This window comes from Oribacterium sp. oral taxon 102, from assembly GCF_013394775.1.
Lineage (GTDB): Bacteria > Bacillota > Clostridia > Lachnospirales > Lachnospiraceae > Oribacterium.
Genome location: NZ_JABXYT010000001.1, coordinates 1,503,316 through 1,522,499 on the forward strand (window position 1 = coordinate 1,503,316; position 19,184 = coordinate 1,522,499).

General features: G+C 54.9%; 16 protein-coding genes. 15 read left to right on the forward strand and 1 reads right to left on the reverse strand.

The features are described from left to right. Positions 1 to 223 precede the first annotated feature (223 nt). The 6 genes from HW273_RS06845 (at position 224) to HW273_RS11540 (ending at position 5,612) form a co-directional block, all read left to right on the forward strand. Complete coding sequence (locus HW273_RS06845) at positions 224 to 1,087, forward strand: branched-chain amino acid ABC transporter permease (protein WP_179011067.1); 864 nt, start codon at positions 224 to 226, stop codon at positions 1,085 to 1,087. Between the two features lies 1 nt (position 1,088). Then, positions 1,089 to 2,171 carry a branched-chain amino acid ABC transporter permease gene (locus HW273_RS06850; protein ID WP_179011068.1) on the forward strand — a complete coding sequence of 361 codons (1,083 nt, stop codon included), beginning with the start codon at positions 1,089 to 1,091 and terminating at the stop codon, positions 2,169 to 2,171. Between the two features lies 1 nt (position 2,172). After that, positions 2,173 to 2,916 (forward strand): ABC transporter ATP-binding protein, encoded by a 744-nt coding sequence (locus tag HW273_RS06855; RefSeq protein WP_179011069.1) that lies wholly within the window; start codon positions 2,173 to 2,175, stop codon positions 2,914 to 2,916. A gap of 1 nt (position 2,917) precedes the next feature. Beyond that, entirely contained in the window at positions 2,918 to 3,622 is a 705-nt protein-coding gene (locus HW273_RS06860; protein WP_179011070.1) for an ABC transporter ATP-binding protein, read from the forward strand. A 76-nt stretch (positions 3,623 to 3,698) separates the two neighbouring features. Beyond that, positions 3,699 to 5,045: an ABC transporter substrate-binding protein gene (locus HW273_RS06865; protein ID WP_179011071.1), complete on the forward strand. Its 1,347-nt coding sequence runs from the start codon at positions 3,699 to 3,701 to the stop codon at positions 5,043 to 5,045. A gap of 279 nt (positions 5,046 to 5,324) precedes the next feature. After that, the gene (locus HW273_RS11540) at positions 5,325 to 5,612 is read left to right on the forward strand and encodes a hypothetical protein (RefSeq protein ID WP_243206863.1); all 288 of its coding nucleotides are present in this window, start codon (positions 5,325 to 5,327) and stop codon (positions 5,610 to 5,612) included. On the opposite strand, the gene HW273_RS06870 is transcribed toward HW273_RS11540, so the two are convergent. Further along, the gene (locus HW273_RS06870; protein WP_243206837.1) at positions 5,555 to 5,806 is read right to left on the reverse strand and encodes a helix-turn-helix domain-containing protein; all 252 of its coding nucleotides are present in this window, start codon (positions 5,804 to 5,806) and stop codon (positions 5,555 to 5,557) included. The genes HW273_RS11540 and HW273_RS06870 overlap by 58 nt on opposite strands. Positions 5,807 to 6,193: 387 nt before the next feature. Between HW273_RS06870 and HW273_RS06875 the strand changes: the two genes are divergently transcribed. The 9 genes from HW273_RS06875 (at position 6,194) to HW273_RS06915 (ending at position 19,178) form a co-directional block, all read left to right on the forward strand. Continuing rightward, entirely contained in the window at positions 6,194 to 6,979 is a 786-nt protein-coding gene (locus HW273_RS06875) for an aminoglycoside N(3)-acetyltransferase (RefSeq protein WP_179011072.1), read from the forward strand. Positions 6,980 to 7,092: 113 nt separating this feature from the next. Beyond that, complete coding sequence (locus HW273_RS06880) at positions 7,093 to 8,097, forward strand: Mbeg1-like protein (RefSeq protein WP_179011073.1); 1,005 nt, start codon at positions 7,093 to 7,095, stop codon at positions 8,095 to 8,097. A gap of 256 nt (positions 8,098 to 8,353) precedes the next feature. After that, a complete protein-coding gene (gene proB, locus HW273_RS06885) occupies positions 8,354 to 9,214 on the forward strand; it encodes a glutamate 5-kinase (protein ID WP_243206761.1) in 861 nt (286 codons plus the stop codon). Between the two features lie 9 nt (positions 9,215 to 9,223). After that, the gene (locus HW273_RS06890; RefSeq protein WP_179011074.1) at positions 9,224 to 10,519 is read left to right on the forward strand and encodes a glutamate-5-semialdehyde dehydrogenase; all 1,296 of its coding nucleotides are present in this window, start codon (positions 9,224 to 9,226) and stop codon (positions 10,517 to 10,519) included. A gap of 3 nt (positions 10,520 to 10,522) precedes the next feature. After that, positions 10,523 to 11,989 carry a tRNA (N6-isopentenyl adenosine(37)-C2)-methylthiotransferase MiaB gene (gene miaB / locus HW273_RS06895; RefSeq protein WP_179011075.1) on the forward strand — a complete coding sequence of 489 codons (1,467 nt, stop codon included), beginning with the start codon at positions 10,523 to 10,525 and terminating at the stop codon, positions 11,987 to 11,989. 13 nt (positions 11,990 to 12,002) lie between these two features. Further along, on the forward strand, positions 12,003 to 14,630 hold the full coding sequence (gene mutS, locus HW273_RS06900) for a DNA mismatch repair protein MutS (RefSeq protein ID WP_179011076.1): 2,628 nt from the start codon (positions 12,003 to 12,005) through the stop codon (positions 14,628 to 14,630). A gap of 53 nt (positions 14,631 to 14,683) precedes the next feature. Then, positions 14,684 to 16,816, forward strand: a complete 2,133-nt coding sequence (gene mutL / locus HW273_RS06905; RefSeq protein ID WP_179011077.1) for a DNA mismatch repair endonuclease MutL — start codon at positions 14,684 to 14,686, stop codon at positions 16,814 to 16,816. A 146-nt stretch (positions 16,817 to 16,962) separates the two neighbouring features. After that, positions 16,963 to 17,928 carry a tRNA (adenosine(37)-N6)-dimethylallyltransferase MiaA gene (gene miaA / locus HW273_RS06910; RefSeq protein WP_179011078.1) on the forward strand — a complete coding sequence of 322 codons (966 nt, stop codon included), beginning with the start codon at positions 16,963 to 16,965 and terminating at the stop codon, positions 17,926 to 17,928. Continuing rightward, positions 17,907 to 19,178 (forward strand): methionine gamma-lyase family protein, encoded by a 1,272-nt coding sequence (locus tag HW273_RS06915; protein ID WP_243206762.1) that lies wholly within the window; start codon positions 17,907 to 17,909, stop codon positions 19,176 to 19,178. Before miaA ends, HW273_RS06915 begins: the two co-directional genes overlap by 22 nt. Positions 19,179 to 19,184 lie beyond the last annotated feature (6 nt).

The following is a 19,184-nucleotide window of genomic DNA, read 5'->3' on the forward strand; positions in this document are numbered from 1 at the left end:
TCAACAAGCCCCAGAGGATAGCACTGTTTTATCGCAAAATAGTGCTATCCTTTTGTGTCCGGATCCTCTTGCGGCAGAATAGAGCAGAGCTTTGACAAACAAGTGCTAACCGTTCTTTTCTATAATAGACATGACAAAATAATTTCTTTCAAATAACCATGTCCTATTATCTGATTTGGCAGCAGAATGAATTGACGGAATTTGTGAGGGAGGGGAGCGATTCATGGATACTTTTTTACAGGCATGCGTAAATGGTCTGCTGATTGGCGGGTTCTATTCCCTGATGGGCATGGGGCAGAACGTCATTTTCGGTGTGATGAAGATAATTAACTTCTGCCATGGGGAAATGCTGATGGCAGGAATGTACCTTACCTTCGTGCTGTACACATTTTTGGGACTTGATCCCTATGTTTGTGTGCCGATCGTCGCGTTTTTGATGTTCTGCATCGGAGCGGTGATTCAATCATCATTGATTACGCCGTCTCTCGGGACGCACAGCTTCACCAATCTCTTGTTTCTTACGGTCGGGCTTGGTACGCTTCTGCAGAATCTTGCACTGGTGATATTCGGCTCCAATTATCGGACATTGCAGACAGGGTATTCCTCTGCAACGCTGCGGCTCGGACCGATTACCATGGCGCTGCCAAAGCTCATCAGCTTCGGCGCTTTGATTATAATTACAGCTGCGCTGTTTATCTTTCTGAAATATACTACGATAGGAAAGCAGATTCGGGCAGTTTCCCAGAATGCGGTTGGCGCGGAGGTCGTGGGAATCCATGTGAAGAGAACATATATCCTGACATATGGAATCGGTGCGGCGCTGGCAGGCGTCGCGGGAGCGCTTCTGACACAGTTCTATGTCATCAGTCCGACAGCAGGCGCGGGATTTTCTCTGAGAGCGCTGATTGTAGTCGTTGTCGGCGGCTTCGGTTCCATTCAGGGGGCCTTTTTTGCAGGGATATTTCTGGGGATTTTGGAAACGATGACATCCCTCGTTATCAGTCCTGCTTATAAGGATCTCATCGTTTTCGTAACCTTCATAGTCATTTTGGTCGTTCGGCAGAATATAATTGCAAGGAGCAAATAAGATGGATAACAAGAAAGCTGTGAGGGCGTACCACAGGAATATCGCGGTCTGCATCGGCGTGCTGCTCCTGTTTCTGATTCTGCTGCCGCTGTTTATTCAGGATAAGCCATATATCATGAATATTTTCATACTGGTATTCTATATGACGACCCTGTCCATGGCATGGAACCTTCTGGGAGGCATGACCGGACAAAATTCGCTGGGACACGCAGCATATATGGGGCTTGGCGCATACGCATGCTGCCTTCTTATGAGCAAAACGAATGTGAATCCGTGGGTCTGCGCCGTATTTGGAATGCTCGTTGTAGGATTGGTATCCGGTATTATTTTCTATCCCTGCTTCATCCTGAGAGGCCCTTATTTCACGCTGGTCAGCATTGCGTTCGGAGAGGCGATCCGGCAGTTCATCATTAACTGGGATTTCGCGGGAAAAGCAATCGGAATTTCCCTTTCATTTGGAGAGGACTCCTGGGCAGAGTTTCGGTTTATGAGTAAGCTTCCATACTACTATGTGGGGCTTGTTATGGTCATCGGCATTTACCTCCTTATGAAAAAAATTGACCGCAGCAAGCTGGGCTTCGCGCTGAAAACCATCCGCGAGGATGAGGATACGGCGGCAGCAATCGGCATCAACCCCACAAGGTATAAGGTTGCCGCTGTCGTAATCTCCGCAATGGTGGCAGGGCTGGTCGGATTCTTCTATGCCTCCTACAACAGGTATATTGATCCGGATCTGATGCTGCAAAGCTATTCTGTGGAGTCGGTGCTGCCGGCTGTGGTAGGCGGAGCGGCGTTCGTAGAGGGACCTTTGCTCGGCGGCGGTATTATGATTACCCTTTCAGAGTTTCTGCGAAACCGGTTTGGTGCGATTCTTCCCGGAATCAATCTGATAATGTATGCAGTTGTGCTGATTCTTATTATTCGATTCCGTCCATCCGGAATCCTGGGCTGGTATATGAGAAGCAGATGCAAGAGATGGGTTGATAATACCATTCTGAAAAAACCGCCGATTGCGTCTATTGAGGCGATGCAGATGGAGGCGGATGGCAGGAAGATCGGAATGGAAGGGAGGGAACGCAGCTGATATGGCGGAAAATGAGATTATCAGAGTGGAGCATATTACAAAACGTTTCAAGGGACTGACCGCCGTTCGTGACGTTTCCTTTGCAGTGCAAAAGGGGCGTGTTACCGGGATGATTGGACCGAATGGAGCAGGAAAGTCTACGACCTTCAATATGATTTGCGGCTACTATCCGCCATCTGAAGGGAGAATCTATTATAAGGGACGGGATATCACAGCTACACCGGCGTATGACTATACAAAAATGGGAATTGCAAGAACCTTCCAGATTATGAAGCCCTTAAAGAATATGACGGTTCTCGAAAATGTGATAGCAAGCGCTTATTTTGGTGCAAGCCCCGCTAAAAATCAACGTGAGGCACGGGAGACGGCACGGGAAATACTGGCGTTTACGGGGCTTTATGACAAACGGAACGAGCTTTCAAAGGATATGGGAACGCCGGATCAAAAACGTTTGGAGATGGCGCGGGCATTGGCGACGAAGCCGGAAATGCTGTTTCTGGATGAGAATATGGCGGGGCTGAATCCTGCGGAAACAGAGGATGCCATCGCCTTAATCCGTCGAATCAATGACACGGGTGTTACAATTTTCCTGATCGAGCATATCATGAAGGCAGTTGTGAGCCTCTGTGAGGAGGTGATTGTACTGCATCATGGGGAAAAGATTTCTGTCGGAACCCCGGAACAGGTTATGAACGACCCGTACGTCATGGAAGTATATCTGGGAAAGGGAAAGAGGGAGGGATAGGATGCTCAGCGTCAGGAAATTGAATGCGGGATATGGCACTATCAGGATTCTCTGGGATATTTCCTTTGAAATCGGAGATGGCGAAATCGTTGCGCTTCTTGGATCCAACGGCGCAGGGAAGACGACGACGGTCAGGGCTGTGACCGGCATGCTTCCCCTTCTTTCCGGCTCTGTAGAATTTAACGGAAAGGAGCTGAGCAGGAAGGATTCCCGATTCATTCTGAATCAGGGCATCGTACAGGTGCCCGAAGGAAGGCAGCTCTTCACCGGTATGACCGTGCTTGAAAATCTGGAGCTGGGAGCATTTAATAAAGGGCTCAAAGCGCGTTTTCAGGACAACCTGAAAAAGGTCTACGGATGGTTTCCGAAGCTGGAGGAGAGAGCCAGACAGGCAGCGGGTACGCTGTCCGGCGGCGAGCAGCAGATGGCGGCGGTCGCAAGGGCGCTGATTGGAGAGCCCAGGCTCCTCATTCTGGACGAACCGTCTCTGGGGCTTGCACCCAATATCGTAGATGATATCCTGGAAGCAGTCGGGGAGCTTGCCAAGACCGGTGTTTCTGTCCTGCTGGTGGAGCAGGATATCAATAAGGCGCTGGCGGCGGCAGACCGGGGATATGTCATCGAAAACGGACGTATGGCACTGGAGGGAAGTGCCAGGGAGCTGGGAGAAAATGAACATGTAAAAAAGGCATATCTCGGAATCTGAGAGAAAGTCTGTAAACCTGCGGCCGGCTGCCATCTGGCACGGCTGTGCATATACCATTTTTTAAGGAGGAAGCGTTATGAAATTAAGGAAACTGACCTCGGCGCTTTGTGCGCTGGCAATCGTCGGAGCCGTACTGACCGGCTGTGCGGGAAAGGCCGGCTCGCCGGGGTCTGTCGGCACAGAGACAAAATCAGAGACAGAGGCGGCGAAGGATACCGAGGCAGCGAATACGGCAGCAGAGCCGATGCAGCTTGACGGAGAGGCAATCCGAATCGGCGCCATGTATGCACTGTCCGGAGATAAGGCGGCCATTGGCACAAATATTATGCGCGGCGTAGATTTCGCGGTGGAGGAGATCAATGCGGCAGGCGGCGTCAACGGGCGTCCGATTGAGATTGTTCGCGGAGATACGCAGGGAGATCCAAAGGTGGCACGCTCCGTCGCGGAACGCCTCATTACCCAGGACAAGGTTAATGCAATTATGGGCTGCCATCAGTCCACGCTGACAGCGATTGTGGCGAAGGTCTGCGAGCAGTATAAAATCCCGATGATTACTGCCATTTCAACGGTTGACAGCATCTCGACAGAGGATTTGAGCTATTTTTTCCGTCTATGCCCGTTAAATTCCGTGTATGTGGAGGATATGATCAAATATCTGAAGGATTCTGCACAGCAGACCGGCAAGGAAGTGAAGACGGTTTCGATTTTTGCAGACAACTCTCAGATTGGGCAGGAAATCATCCGCTGCGTCAATATGTATGCGCCAAAATATAATTTGGAGGTTGTAAAGGACGTACAGTATTCTACGGGGGCAGCTGATTTGACCTCAGAGGTGCTGGCACTGAAGGAAGCCAATGCAGATGCGGTAATCTGTGAGTCTTATATTGCAGACGCAATTCTCTTCACGAAGACGCTGAAGGAGCAGAATTACCAGCCGCCGATTGTCATCGCGAAGGCGAATGGCTTTGCAGACCCCTCCTACATTCCTGCAACGCAGGGAATTTCCAACGGTCTGACCACAGTGGTGGAATTTAATCCTGATCTTAAGAAGGGGATTGAGACGAATGAAAGATTCAAAAAGGTCTATGATGTGGATATGAATGGTCACTCCGCGGAGTCCTATACTGTGGTATGGCTGTTCAAGACAGCCTTTGAAGAGGCAGGTACAACCGATGGGGAGAAGGTGAAAGACGTATTGGAAACGATAGACATCAAAGGCTCTTTTCCAAACGGCGGGCCGGACATCATTCTCCCCTATGATGAAATCAGGTTCCGGGATTATGAGTTTGATGGTGCGCAGCATTACAATGACAATACCTCTTCGTCCGTAGCGATCGCACAGATTCAGGATGGTGCCTTTAAGACGGTATGGCCCTTTGAATATACAGATACCGGGATTCAGTATCCGGCACCGCTTAAATAGCATTCACATTTTTCACTTTTTGCTTTGTTTGGAGCAATGCAGCCGGACACAGGGCTTCCCTGTATCCGGCTGCATTTGTGCTGTGCCTCTAAGATTTCAACGATGCGATTTTTTACTTTTGCCGTACAGCCTGGTTTCCGGCATGGATAAGATAAATATTTGTAATGAGGTGAAATACGATATATACTTATGCTGCTGAAACAGCGGAGGTACTGAAAAGGGAGAAGAGAGATCGCTTGCGTTGAAATCGGTTTCATTTTTTCAGAGAATGCTCCTACTGTGATCAGCATGAAAGACATAAGTGATATTTATTTTGAAAAGTATTATGTTGAAAAACAATTCGCCGCAATGGAGTTTTTATTTCCGGATGGAACAAGTTATGCTGCTTATTTGCTCGTAGTGCTTAGGTACATACTTAGGGTTCTGCGGCTTGACTGCCATGATTCCCCGGCGCCTGAGAACGCGATAAAGGCCGGTAACAGAGCGTTTGTAGCCGCGCTGCATGAGCTTTACCCAGAAGGTGACAAGGCCCGGCGCTTTGGTTCCTGCGGCGCATGTCGGAGATGAGTTTCAACTCCTCCGGGGTATGCTGGTTGGGATGACTGTGGGGGACGCCTGGATCGGTAACTGAGAGACTCCCGGGAGCCGTCATAGCGTTTCATCCAGCGGTAGATAAACTGTCGGTTAACGCGATAACGGCCCGCAGCTTTGGTGACACCATGTTTTTGGGCGTAACGGATAAGAGATAGCCTAAAGCGCATATCCTGTGTTATAGTAGCCACAACGGAAGACCTCCTTATGTTTGGATTTGTTTGTGGTGAACTAACTTTAACACAAGACAGGCTCTTCCGTTTTTTTATTTAGTTGTGATGTAACACATGTATTGTAATCCTACAGGACGGCGAGGAGGAATTTGTGATTTATCTTGCCGCTGTGGAAAAAAATGACTGTTTCGGAGAGGATAGAATTCAGGGTTTGGCAGTTGTGGGCGTTTGCGGAGCCGGATAGGATGTGAGATAAATCTGTGAAATGCCGGGTGCAAATCCGAAAATGGAAAAAGACAATGGTGATGGAACAGATGCGGATCCTACAGGATGACGGGAAGAAACGCGGCGATTTAATGGAGCGCGAACAGAGGAGGAGACAGGATGCGGGTGGTTTTAAAAGAGGAAATCCTGCAGGCCCTGACAGAGCTTGGTGTCTGTAAAGGCGATGTGCTGATGGTTCATACGTCCATGAAAAATATGGGCTATGTATGCGGAGGCGCGCAGTCCGTCATTGAAGCGCTGATAGAAGCGGCGGGTGCAGAGGGAAGTATTATGATGCCGACGCAGTCCTGGAAGAACCTCGATCCGGCGGACGGGGTACACTGGGACGCAGATGCGTCGGACTGGCAGCGGATCCGGGACAATTGGCCTGCGTATGACAAAGAGCTCACACCGACCAATGCCATGGGTGCGGTGGCAGAAATGTTTCGGAAGTGGCCAGGATGTATCAGAAGCGATCACCCGGCGCGGTCGGTCTGTGCCTACGGGAAATATGCGGGCTATCTGACGGAGAAGCATACCCTGTCCGACATTTTCGGCGACAGCTCTCCGATCGGTAGGCTGTATGAGCTGGATGGCAAGGTGCTGTTGCTCGGCGTAGGGTATGATAAGAATACTTCTCTTCATCTGGCGGATTTCAGAGCGGAATATAAGAGCAAGCATAGCTGCGTGGAATCCAGCGCAGTCATGGAGAATGGGAGAAGGGTATGGAAATCCTATGAGACGCTGTATGTCGATGGGGAAGACTTCAATCAGATCGGTGCGGCGTTTGAGCGCAGATGCCCTGTGAAAAAGACCAGGCTTGGTGATGCGGAGCTCAGACTCATGCGGCAGCGGGAGCTGGTGGATTTCGCAGTCTCATGGATAGAGGAGAACAGAAGAGGATAGTGCGGGAAAGCCGGTTATCAGGAAAATATTCTTCCTGCGCTGCTGAAGGATATGAAAGAGAAGACGCTGCGAGAGGGAAATAAAGAGAAAAAATAATAGAATAGGGAGCTTTTATGGGAACGATAAAGGATTATATTAAATGGCGGGGGGATCTGGAATTTTGGCAGGATGGGTTTAATACCATAGATAATCTCGTTTTGTCTTGCATTTCTTACGTTGAAATCGATCCCGTTTTTTCTGAGGAAGCACCTGCTGTAATCAGCATGAAAGACGTAAGCGATATCTATTTTGAAAAGTATTATGATGAAAAATCAATTCGCGGAAGCTTGGTGCTGAAAGATGCGCCGATGTTATTAAGGGAAGTCGCCGCATCAAGCAGATATAGGGATATAAAAATTCGAAATTATGTCAGTTTGAATGACACCGCAAGAACCCTTCAATTCGCCGCAATGGAGTTTTTACTTCCGGATGGAACAAGTTATGCTGCTTACAGGGGGACGGACGACACGGTAGTCGGCTGGAAGGAAGATTTCATGTTTGCGATAAAAGAAACCGAGGCAGAGAAAGAGGCGGTAAGCTATCTGAACCGGATTGCGAGAGACAACGATAGACTGCTTCGCGTCGGCGGGCATTCCAAAGGCGGGCATCTGGCGGTATTTGCGGCCGCGAAATGTCAAAAAACCGTCCAAAAACGAATCCTCGCCATATATAGCAATGACGGCCCCGGCTTCATGGAAAAAACCGCATCCAGCAAGGCGTTTCAGAATATCATTCCGAAGCTCATCAGCATTGTGCCGGAAGAAACCATTGTCGGTCTATTGATGACACCGGTTTGCGAACCGACTGTCGTAAAAAGCACTGCTGTTTCTGTATTACAGCATAATCCTGCCACCTGGCGCGTCGAGGGGAGAGGGCTTGTTACTGCCGATGATATCGCAAAATCCGCCAGAAAAGTAGATAAGCTGATAAAGGACAATCTTTCGAAAATGACAGAAGCAGAGCTGAATGCCTATGTGGAAAAGCTCTTCTCAATATTTGAAAATGCCGGCGCGATCACCTTGTCTGATTTTAAGGAGGGCGGTCTGCGGTCGATCCAGGCAATATCAAAATCCGTGTAAGCATTCATGGAAGCGGAGCTTTATGACGGATGGGACAATGGGAAGCGTACGCATGACCTGCTCTGCCATTTTTTGACAGCCTTCCCTTCCTTTGCTATAATAGAGCGTCAAAATGAGAGCGGCAGCGCAGACATACAGATACTTATGCTGTAGGAATGTGATTCATAGCAAGACGTTCTGCTTCGGCGGATCGCAAAGAACCTGATCGGACTGCTGCAAATGGAGGGCGGTGTTCTCCGGAAAAGAGGGGCAGAGGATGGATAAAGCGGTCATGCGGGAGAGACTGCGGGAGAAGAAAAGAATCGTCGTTAAGGTGGGATCTGCCAGCATTACGCATGAAAGGACCGGCGGGCTCAACCTCGGCAGGATCGAACGGCTGGTGCGGGTTCTGTCTGATCTGAAGGAGGAGGGGAGGGATGTGATCCTCGTCTCCTCCGGTGCGATCGCCTGCGGGCGGCATGCAATGAAGGTACAGACTCGTCCGAGGGATATGGCGGAGAAGCAGGCGTTTGCGGCGATCGGGCAGGCGCGGCTGATGATGACCTACCAGAAGCTCTTCGCGGAATACAGCCAGACGGCGGCGCAGCTTCTGCTCACGAAGAATATCATGCTGGAGGAGGATTCCCGGCAGAATGTTTCCAACACCTTTTCGGAGCTTCTGAAGCTGGGCGCGATTCCGGTCGTTAATGAGAATGATACCGTGTCCACGAGCGAGATTCATCATGTCGAGACCTTCGGGGACAATGATCAGCTCGCCGCGATCGTGGCGGCGATCACCCACGCGGACCTTCTGATCCTGCTGTCCGATATCGACGGGCTCTTCACGGATGACCCGCGGGAAAATCCGGAGGCGGAGTTTATCGACTTCATTCCGGTCATTACGGAACGCGTCCTTTCCATGGGGAAGGGCAGCGGCAGCATGGTCGGCACCGGCGGCATGAGCTCGAAGCTCGCGGCAGCGCGAATCGCGACAGACTCCGGTTCGGATATGCTGATCGCGCGGTTCACGGAGGCAGATGTGATTTCCAGGATTCTCTGCGGCGAGAATATCGGGACGCTCTTTGCCGCGCATCCGAATGTGGACTTTGACCTTCTGTCCTATATCAAGACAATGTGAGGAGACAGTATGACAGACTTACAGGAAATCGGGAAACGGGCGCGGGCGGCGGCGCAGGAGACGGCGCTTCTCTCCGAGGAGAGAAGGACTTCTGCACTTTGCGCCGCGGCGGAGATCCTTTGCAGGGAGATGCCTGCCATTCTCTCGGCAAATGAGCGTGACATGGAGAACGGCAGGAGGAGCGGGATGTCCGCGGGAATGCTGGATCGCCTCCTGCTGACAGAGGAGCGGATACTCGCAATGTCGGAGGCAGTGCGGCATGTCGCGGCACTGCCGTCGCCGCTCGGAGAGACTCTTTCCGAGGAGATCCGCCCGAACGGGCTTCGCATTACGAAGAAACGAGTACCGATCGGTGTGATCGGCATCATTTACGAGGCGCGCCCGAATGTCACGAGCGATGCCTTTTCTCTTTGCTTTCGCTCGGGCAATGCAGTGATCCTGAAGGGCGGAAGTGATGCCGCGCATTCCAATGCGGCGATTGTGTCCGCGCTGCGGGCGGCGCTCCGCAGCGTATCAGCGCCGGAGGACGCGCTGCAGCTCCTCACGGCGGCGGATCATGAGACGACACGGCGCTTCATGCGGCTTCGTTCCTATGTGGACGTGCTGATCCCGCGCGGCTCGAAGCGCCTGATCGATACCGTGATGGAGAATGCGAGCGTGCCGGTGCTGGAGACCGGCGCGGGGAACTGTCATATCTATCTCGATGAGAGCGCCGACCCCGCGAAGGCGGTTCCTATCGTTTATAATGCGAAGACCCAGCGGATCGGGGTCTGCAATGCCTGTGAATCGCTGGTCGTACACCGGAACGCGCTGCCGATTCTGCCTGCGGTGGTGCGAAAGCTGCAGGAGAAGGCGGTGACCGTCTGTGCGGATGCGGAGAGCCGCGCCTTTCTGCTTCTAAGAGCCGAGCAGGAGGGGCTGGACAGCGCTCTGCTCCTCCCGGCGACGGAGGAGGACTTCGGAACAGAGTACCTCGACTACAGGCTTTCGATTCGCACCGTGGGCTCGCTTTCGGAGGCAATCGCCCATATCAACCGTTATTCCACGAAGCATTCCGAGAGCATTCTGACGGAAAATGCGGAAAATGCGGAGCGCTTCCTTCGGGGCGTGGATTCCGCCTGCGTTTACTGGAATGCCTCCACACGCTTCACCGACGGCGGGGAATTCGGCTTCGGGGCAGAGATCGGGATCTCGACCTCGCGGCTCCATGCGAGGGGACCGATGGGGCTCCGGGAGCTGTGTACGACGAAATATGAGATCCGTGGAAACGGACAGTGCAGAATCCAGGGAACAGGAAAGCAGTAAGGGATGAATAAGGAAACAAAAACGATTTATGATGCCGTCCTCCGGGAGGCACCGGAGGAGGAGCCTGCGCGGCAGTATTATTTCATGGAGCGCGTGCGGGAGCTCGTAGAGCTGAAGAAGTCCGAGGGCTATACGGCGGCGGCGATGGTCAATGTCATCGGCTGCCAGATGTCTGCAAAGGACGGAGAGAAGCTGCAGGGGATACTGGAACGCTGCGGCTACCGGAGCAGCACGGATGCGGACGACAGCGATATTATCCTATTCACTACCTGTACGGTGCGGGAGAACGCCAACCAGAAGCTCTACGGCAGGATCGGCAGGCTCAAGCATCAGGCGGAGAGAAGAGAGGGCATGATCCTCGGTATCACCGGCTGCATGATGCAGGAGAAGGACGAGGTCGAGACGATACAGAAGAAGTACCCCTATGTGAAGCTGATCTTTGGAACCCACAATATCTACAAGCTTGCGGAGCTTCTGTACAGCACGCTGATGCGGGAGAAACGAACCGTCGAGATTATCGAGGATACGAAGCTGATCGTGGAGGATCTGCCGTCGGAGCGCAGGTATCGCTTCAAGGGCGCCGTCAATATCAGCTACGGCTGCAATAACTTCTGCACCTACTGCATCGTACCCTATGTGCGGGGGCGGGAGAAGTCCCGAAGCGCGGCGGATATTCTCCGCGAGTGCGAGCGGCTGGTGCAGGACGGCGCAAAGGAGATCACGCTGCTCGGACAGAATGTCAATTCCTATGGAAAGGATCTGAACGGGGGATACAGCTTCCCGGAGCTGCTCCGTATGGTGGCGGGCCTCCCGGGGCTTCGAAGAATCCGCTTCATGACGCCCAATCCCAAGGATTTCTCCGACGAGCTGATCGAGGTGATCCGGCAGCATGAGAATATCTGCCGTCACATTCATCTGCCGATGCAGTCCGGCTCTTCTGATGTGCTGAAGAGGATGAACCGTCATTACACAAAGGAGAGCTATCTGGAGCTGGCACGGAAGATCCGCACGAAACTTCCGGATGTCACCCTCACAACGGACATCATCGTCGGCTTCCCCGGGGAATCGGACGCAGATTTCCAGGATACGATAGATGTGGTCAGGGAGGCGGGCTTCGACTCCGCCTTTACCTTCCTCTATTCAAGACGGACGGGGACACCGGCTGCGTCATGGGAAGCCGTCCCGGAGCCTGTGATGAAGGAACGCTTCGAGCGTCTGCTCAGCGCAGTACGGGAAAGCGCCGCAGAAAGGGAAGGAAAGGACGAGGGCAGGATCATGGAGGTGCTCGTCGAGGAGAAGAATGCGGAACGGCAGGGAATGCTGACCGGCAGACTCTCCAACAACATTCTGGTGCATTTCGAGGGGCCGGATGAGCTGGTCGGCGAGATGGCGAGAGTGAAGCTGGAGCGCTCCATGGGCTTCTATTATATCGGATGCCTGGCGGGCGCATGCGATTGTCCGCAGACGTAGGAAAAGGAGTGAGATGGCGGAAAAGAAAATGTCTCCGATGATGACGCAGTATCTGGATACAAAGAAAGAGTACCCGGACGCGCTGCTCTTCTATCGGATCGGAGACTTCTACGAGATGTTTTTCGAGGATGCGAAAACCGCCTCGGAGGCGCTGGATCTGGTGCTGACAGGGAAGGACTGCGGAACCGAAGAACGGGCGCCGATGTGCGGGATTCCGTACCATGCTGCGGACAGCTATGTCGCGCGGCTGGTGGCGAAGGGCTTCAAGGTCGCGATTGCGGAGCAGATGGAGGATCCGAAGCTCGCGAAGGGGATCGTGAAGCGGGAGGTGATCCGCGTCATCACCCCGGGGACGGTCACCTCGGAGACGGTGCTGGATGAGGGGAGGAACAACTTCCTGATGAGCATTTTCTATGACAATTCCGGCTTCGGCATCTCTACGGTGGATATCTCGACAGGGGAATTCCTGACGACGCTCTGTACCTCGGTGAAGGAAATGCTGGATGAGCTCAGCCGCTTTTCTCCGGCGGAGATCGTCTGCAATCACAGCTTCATGATATCCGGTGCGGACATCGAGGAAATCAAGAGCCGCTATCAGCTCGTCGTCACAGAGCTGGAGGACAGCGTCTATAAGGAGCAGACCGCGGATGCGCTTCTGGAGGAACACTTCCATTCCAGCATCGAGGGGCTGGGGCTTCGGGACAGGGATCTGCCGCGTCTGTCTGCGGCGGCTGCGCTCCGCTATATCTACGACACGCAGAAGGGGCAGGTCAGCCATATTTCCAACATTCGATTCTATCAGAGCTCGCAGTATATGATCCTCGACGCGAGCACGCAGCGGAATCTGGAGCTCTGCGAGACGATGCGGGAGAAGAAAAAGCGGGGAACGCTTCTCTGGGTGCTGGATCGGACGAAGACCGCGATGGGGGCGCGGCTCCTGCGCCGCTTTCTGGAGCAGCCATTGATCTCGGAGGAGGAAATCCTCCGAAGACAGGATGCGGTGGATGAGTTCTGCGACCACTATATCGACAGGGAGGAGCTCGCAGAGTACCTCGGCTCGATCTATGATCTGGAGCGCCTGCTCGGCAGGATCAGCTACCAGTCCGCGACGCCGAGGGATCTGATCGCCTTCAAGCAGTCCCTCTCCATGCTGCCGGATATCCGGCAGCTGCTCCGGCAGTTCCGTGCGCCTCTCGTCACGGAGATCTATCGGGATCTCGATGAGCTTCGGGATCTCTATACGCTGATCGACAGTGCGATTGAGGAGGAGCCGCCGCTCTCTGCGAAGGACGGCGGCGTCATCCGCAGCGGCTTCCATGCGGAGGCGGATCGCTACAAGCAGGCGGGGCACAGCGGGAAGCAGTGGCTCGCCGAGCTGGAGGCGAGCGAGCGGGAAAAGACGGGTATCAAGACGCTTCGGATCAAGTACAATCGGATCTTCGGCTACTGCTTCGAGGTGACAAACAGCTTCCGGGAGCAGGTGCCGGATTATTTCATCCGGAAACAGACGCTCGCGGGAGCGGAGCGATATACGACAGACCGGCTGGAGGAGCTGCAGAATACGATACTCGGTGCCGAGGAGAAGCTGCATACGCTGGAGTATACGCTCTTCTGCCAGGTGCGGGACACGATCGCCGAGAACATCGCCCGCATACAGCAGAGCTCGCGGAATATCGCGCTGCTGGATTGCATGATCTCCCTCTCCCGTGTGGCGACGGCGAACCATTATGTCCGTCCGCATATCAATACGGAGGGCATCATCTCGATTCGGGACGGGCGGCATCCGGTCATAGAAAAGCTGCTGACAGAGGGGAGCTTCGTGACGAATGACACGCTGTTAAACGACAGCGGGGAGCGGATCGCGATCATTACCGGCCCGAATATGGCAGGGAAATCGACCTATATGCGGCAGGTTGCCCTGATCGTACTGATGGCGAGCATCGGCTCCTTTGTCCCGGCGCGGGAGGCGGATATCGGCATCTGCGACCGCATTTTCACGAGGGTGGGGGCATCGGACGATCTTGCCTCCGGACAGTCCACCTTCATGGTGGAGATGAACGAGGTCGCAGGGATTCTCCGCAATGCGACGACGAAATCGCTCCTGATTCTCGATGAGATCGGGCGCGGCACCTCAACCTTCGACGGGCTCTCGATCGCGTGGGCGGTAGTGGAGTATATCAGTCGGGTGGTGAAGGCGAAAACGCTCTTCGCAACGCATTACCATGAGCTGACGGAGCTGGAGGGAAAGCTCGAGAGCGTAAACAACTACTGCATCGCGGTGACGCGACATGATTCGGATATCATCTTTCTTCGGAAGATCATCCCGGGCGGCGCGGATCAGAGCTACGGCATCGATGTGGCGCGGCTTGCCGGCGTCCCGCAGCCTGTGATCGACCGTGCCAAGGAGATCGCCGCGGAGCTGGAGGATGCGGATATCACGGCGAAGACCAAGGAGCTGTCGGCGGAGCATGCCTTTTTGGAGAACGCGGCGGAGCATGTGCCGGAAATACGTGCAGGAGAGGAGCTGCGGGGAGAGCACGCGGTCATAGAGACGCTGACAGGGCTGGATCTGAACCGGCTGACGCCGCTGGAGGCGATGAACGTGCTTTTCGAGCTGCGGGAGAAGCTGGAAAACGTCTGAGCAGGCGAGGGGAGGAGGTCTTCGCGAATGCCTCGGGCAGGAAAGGAGCTTGGATGATTCGGGTTTTAAGCGAGGAAACGATCAATCAGATCGCAGCGGGAGAGGTGATCGAGCGTCCCCTCAGTATCGTGAAGGAGCTGCTGGAAAACGCGATCGACGCGGGAGCAAGCGCCGTCTCTGTTGAGATCCGGGAGGGCGGCATCGCACTGATCCGGGTTACGGACAACGGCTCCGGTATGGAGAGGGAGGAGGTGCGAACCGCCTTCCTTCGCCATGCGACCAGTAAGATCCGGGAGGCAGCGGATCTGGAGAGCATTCATACGCTGGGCTTCCGCGGAGAGGCACTTGCCTCCATCGCGTCCGTGGCGAAGGTGGAGCTCATCACGAAGAAGCAGGGAGAGCTGCTTGCCGCGCATTATCGGATCGAGGGCGGAGCGGAGAAGGAGCTTTCGGAGATCGGCGCACCGGATGGTACGACGATGCTGGTACGAGAGCTTTTCTTCAATGTTCCGGCGCGCCGGAAATTCCTGAAATCGGCGCCCACCGAGGCGGCGCGGATACAGGATATCATCGAGAAGGAAGCACTGGCGCATCCGGAGGTCGCGTTCCGCTTCACGCAGGACGGGAAGCAGAAGCTCGCAACGCTGGGAAACGGTTCGCTCATGGATGTAATCTATGCGATCTACGGACGGGATGTGGCCGTTCAGCTCCTGACCGTGAAGCAGTCCTATCTTCCGGCGGAATTGAGCGGACTGCCGCAGATCACGGTGCGGGGCTTCGTCGGGAGACCGGCGACGAACCGCTCGAACCGAAACTTCGAAATCTATTTCGTAAACGGCCGCTTCGTGAAAAATCCGCTCCTGACCAAGGCAATCGAGGACGGCTACCGTGCCTTCCTGATGCAGCACAAATTCCCGTTCACCGTGCTGCTTCTCGATCTCAGCCCGAAGCTCGTGGATGTCAACGTGCATCCGCAGAAGCTGGAGGTGCGCTTCGCCGATGGGCTCAGCGTCTACAATTCCGTGGTGGATGCGGTACAGCAGGCGCTGCGGGAGTCGGAGCTGGTCGTGAATACCGATCTGGAGCAGCCGAGGGAGGAGAGCGGTGCTGTACCGAAGCTGCAGCCGTTCGAGCCCTTTGAGACGAAGAGAGCAGAAGTGCTGCGTCCGCAGTATGAGGAGCGGCTCCATGCGAGCCTGCCGGAGGCGGCATTCCCCGGAGAGGACATCCGCTGCAGCGGGAGCAGCAGCGAGCTGCAGATCCGGGAGACATCGTTCGCTTCGGGCGATTCGGCTCCGGAGCATTTTGCCATGTGTAACAATGCTGCTCCGGCGGCGGAAGCCTCCCCCGCGGAGCAGACTGCGGGGGCAGCCTCCTACCATTACAGAAAAACAGGCGTGCTTCGGGAGAGAGCAGAAGGCGGCAGATCCTTCGGCAGCGCTTCGGCAGTGCGAGGAAGCGGATTTTCTCTGCAGGATTTCCGACCGGAGGACAAAGGTTCAGAGAAGCCGGAAGGGAAAGAGGGCAGGGCAGTGTCGGAGGAGGAAAAGCCGCTTACGGGGAAGCAGGAGACAATGTTTCAGGAACGCTTCCTTTCCGAAAAGGCACGGCTTCAGCACCGCATCATCGGGCAGGTCTTCGAGACCTACTGGCTGATCGAATACGGAGAGAAGCTCTATATCATCGATCAGCATGCAGCACATGAGAAGGTCTATTTTGAACGGATGATGCACCGTCTTCAGGAGAAGCAGCCGGTCTCCCAGTACCTGAATCCGCCGATTCTCCTGAGCTTAAGCGGCGCGGAGGCGCAGCTGCTTCGGGAGTATCAGTCGTATTTCAGCGGCTTCGGCTATGAGATCCGGGACCTCGGAGGACGGGATTTCAGCATCTCCGCGATTCCGGCGGATCTGCCGGAGCTTGAGAAAAGGGAGCTTCTGCTGGAGCTTCTGGACGAGCTTAGCGAGGAGAGTGCGGCGGCGACAGCAGAGTCAATCTACCATCGGATCGCGACGATGTCCTGCAAGGCAGCCGTCAAGGGCAACCATCGCTTGAGCCTTCTGGAGGCGGATGCACTGATCTCGGAGCTGCTCACACTGGAGAATCCCTATGCCTGTCCGCATGGCAGGCCGACCATCATTTCCATGTCGAAGCAGGAGCTGGAGAAGAAATTCAAACGGATTGTCTGAGAGCTTCCCTGCGAAGTTCTACGATGGATTTTATGGACTTATGGGGACTTCTGCACGATTCCCGTGTCGGAAGCTCCGGCGATGCCAAAGAGGCAGGGTGATAGACATCCGAGAGCGGGCGGAGTGAGAAGAAGAGGTGCGAAGCTATGGACTCTGAACAGAAGAAAAAACCGCTTTTGATCATAGGGGGACCTACAGGCGTCGGAAAGACTGCGCTCTCTGTCGAGCTTGCGAGGCGGCTCTCCGGAGAGTGCATCTCTGCGGATTCGGTACAGGTTTACAAGGGGCTCGATATCGGGAGTGCCAAGGCATCTCCTGCGGAAATGCAGGGGATTTTGCATCATCTGATCGACATACTGGAGCCGACGGAGCACTATGATGCCGTCCGCTTCCAGCAGATGGCGGGGAAGGCGGCAGCGGAGATCCATGCGAGAAAGCACCTGCCGATCCTCGTCGGCGGTACAGGCTTCTACATTCAGGCGCTGCTCTACGGCATCGATTTTTCCGAGGAGCCGGAGGAGCGGCAGCGGGAGCTCCGACAGCAGCTCGAGGCGGAGGCGGGGGAGCCGGACGGCGCGCTCCGTCTCCATGCGCGGCTTTCCCGTATAGATCCGGAAAGCGCGGAGAAGATTCATCCGCACAATATCCGGAGAGTACTGCGGGCGCTGGAGTATTACGAGCTGCATCAGCGTCCGATCTCTATGCACAATGCGGAGGAACGCGCCAGAGAAGCGGTTTACGACGCGGCGTTCTTCGTACTGACAGATGAGCGGGAGCGGCTCTATGCACGGATCGACCAAAGGGTCGAGCGGATGCTCTCAGAGGGGCTTCTGGCAGAGACGGAGGGGCTCTATGCCCGCGGCTTCCGGAGCACGGATCCGGGGATGCAGGGGATCGGCTATCGGGAGCTCCTTCTTTTCCTTGAGGGGAAGTGCAGCCTTCCTGATGCGGTCGAGGCGATCAAGCGGCATTCCCGGAATTATGCCAAGCGGCAGCTTAGCTGGTTTCGCAGGGAAAGGGCGGTCAGCTGGATTGATATTTCAAAATTTGATTATGAAAAGGACAGAATAGCAGGATGGATAACAGACAAATGTATGAAGAAATGGGCATAAGCACAGCGGTCTATGACTTCTGTGCGCCGATTCTCCTCTCGCTTCGGGAGCGCTTTGAGCGAATCGACGAGATCGCGGAATACAACCAGCTGAAGGTCATCCGTGCCATGCAGGATGCCGCCGTTTCCGAGGCGCATCTCATCGGGACGAGCGGCTACGGCTACGATGATATCGGGCGGGATGCGCTGGAACGGGTCTATGCCAATCTCTTTCATACAGAGGATGCGCTGGTTCGCGGGCAGATTGTCTGCGGGACGCACGCCCTCGCGATCGCCCTGCAGGCGAACCTGCGTCCGGGCGACGAGATCCTCTCTCCGGTCGGGAAGCCCTATGACACGCTGGAGGAGGTCATCGGAATACGGGAGGCGGTCGGCTCGCTCCGTGAGTTCGGCATTCACTACCGGCAGGTGGAGCTGAATGCAGACAGCAGCTTCCGCTATGACGAGATTCGGGATGCGATCAACGAGAGGACGCGTCTCGTGGAGATCCAACGCTCGAAGGGCTACAGCAGCCGTGACAGCTTCAGCCCGGAGCAGATCGGAGAGCTGATCCGCTTTATCCGCTCGGTAAAGCCGGACGTGATCTGCATGGTCGATAACTGCTACGGCGAGTTTGTCTGCCGCGAGGAGCCGAGCGACTTCGGTGCGGACATGGTCGTCGGTTCCCTCATCAAGAATCCGGGCGGCGGGCTGGCGCCGATCGGCGGCTATATCGCGGGGACGCGGGAATGCATCGAGCGCTGCGCGGCACGGCTTACGACCCCGGGACTCGGCAAGGAGGTCGGTCCCTCTCTTCACCTCAATAAGGATTTCTATCAGGGGCTCTTCCTCGCGCCGTCTATCGTAGCGGGAGCAGAGAAGGCTGCGATCTTCGCGGCGGCGGTCTATGAGAGGCTGGGCTATGCCTGCCATCCTGCCGCGGATGCCGAGAGAAGGGATATCATTCAGGCGGTCACGCTCGGGAGCTCGGAGGCGGTGATCGCTTTCTGTCGGGGCATTCAGGCCGCCGCGCCGGTGGATTCCTTCGTGACCCCGCAGCCGGGCGATATGCCGGGCTATGACGCCCAGGTCATCATGGCGGCAGGCGCCTTCGTACAGGGCTCCAGCATCGAGCTCTCCGCAGACGGCCCCATCAAGCCGCCCTATAACGTCTATTTTCAGGGCGGTCTCACATGGCACCATGCCAAGCTGGGAATCCTGATGTCGGTACAAAAGCTCTTTGAAAACGGTCTGCTTCGTGGTAAAATTTAATACCTG

Excerpts from the sequence above, each read along its gene's own strand:
- mutL (WP_179011077.1), top strand. The coding sequence starts at position 14,684 with ATGATTCGGGTTTTAAGCGAGGAAACGATCAATCAGATCGCAGCGGGA.
- mutS (WP_179011076.1), top strand. The coding sequence starts at position 12,003 with ATGGCGGAAAAGAAAATGTCTCCGATGATGACGCAGTATCTGGATACA.
- HW273_RS06845 (WP_179011067.1), top strand. The coding sequence starts at position 224 with ATGGATACTTTTTTACAGGCATGCGTAAATGGTCTGCTGATTGGCGGG.
- proB (WP_243206761.1), top strand. The coding sequence starts at position 8,354 with ATGGATAAAGCGGTCATGCGGGAGAGACTGCGGGAGAAGAAAAGAATC.
- HW273_RS06870 (WP_243206837.1), bottom strand. The coding sequence starts at position 5,806 with ATGCGCTTTAGGCTATCTCTTATCCGTTACGCCCAAAAACATGGTGTC.
- HW273_RS06860 (WP_179011070.1), top strand. The coding sequence starts at position 2,918 with ATGCTCAGCGTCAGGAAATTGAATGCGGGATATGGCACTATCAGGATT.
- HW273_RS06855 (WP_179011069.1), top strand. The coding sequence starts at position 2,173 with ATGGCGGAAAATGAGATTATCAGAGTGGAGCATATTACAAAACGTTTC.
- HW273_RS06915 (WP_243206762.1), top strand. The coding sequence starts at position 17,907 with ATGTATGAAGAAATGGGCATAAGCACAGCGGTCTATGACTTCTGTGCG.
- HW273_RS06865 (WP_179011071.1), top strand. The coding sequence starts at position 3,699 with ATGAAATTAAGGAAACTGACCTCGGCGCTTTGTGCGCTGGCAATCGTC.
- HW273_RS06875 (WP_179011072.1), top strand. The coding sequence starts at position 6,194 with ATGCGGGTGGTTTTAAAAGAGGAAATCCTGCAGGCCCTGACAGAGCTT.
- miaB (WP_179011075.1), top strand. The coding sequence starts at position 10,523 with ATGAATAAGGAAACAAAAACGATTTATGATGCCGTCCTCCGGGAGGCA.
- HW273_RS06890 (WP_179011074.1), top strand. The coding sequence starts at position 9,224 with ATGACAGACTTACAGGAAATCGGGAAACGGGCGCGGGCGGCGGCGCAG.
- HW273_RS06880 (WP_179011073.1), top strand. The coding sequence starts at position 7,093 with ATGGGAACGATAAAGGATTATATTAAATGGCGGGGGGATCTGGAATTT.
- miaA (WP_179011078.1), top strand. The coding sequence starts at position 16,963 with ATGGACTCTGAACAGAAGAAAAAACCGCTTTTGATCATAGGGGGACCT.
- HW273_RS06850 (WP_179011068.1), top strand. The coding sequence starts at position 1,089 with ATGGATAACAAGAAAGCTGTGAGGGCGTACCACAGGAATATCGCGGTC.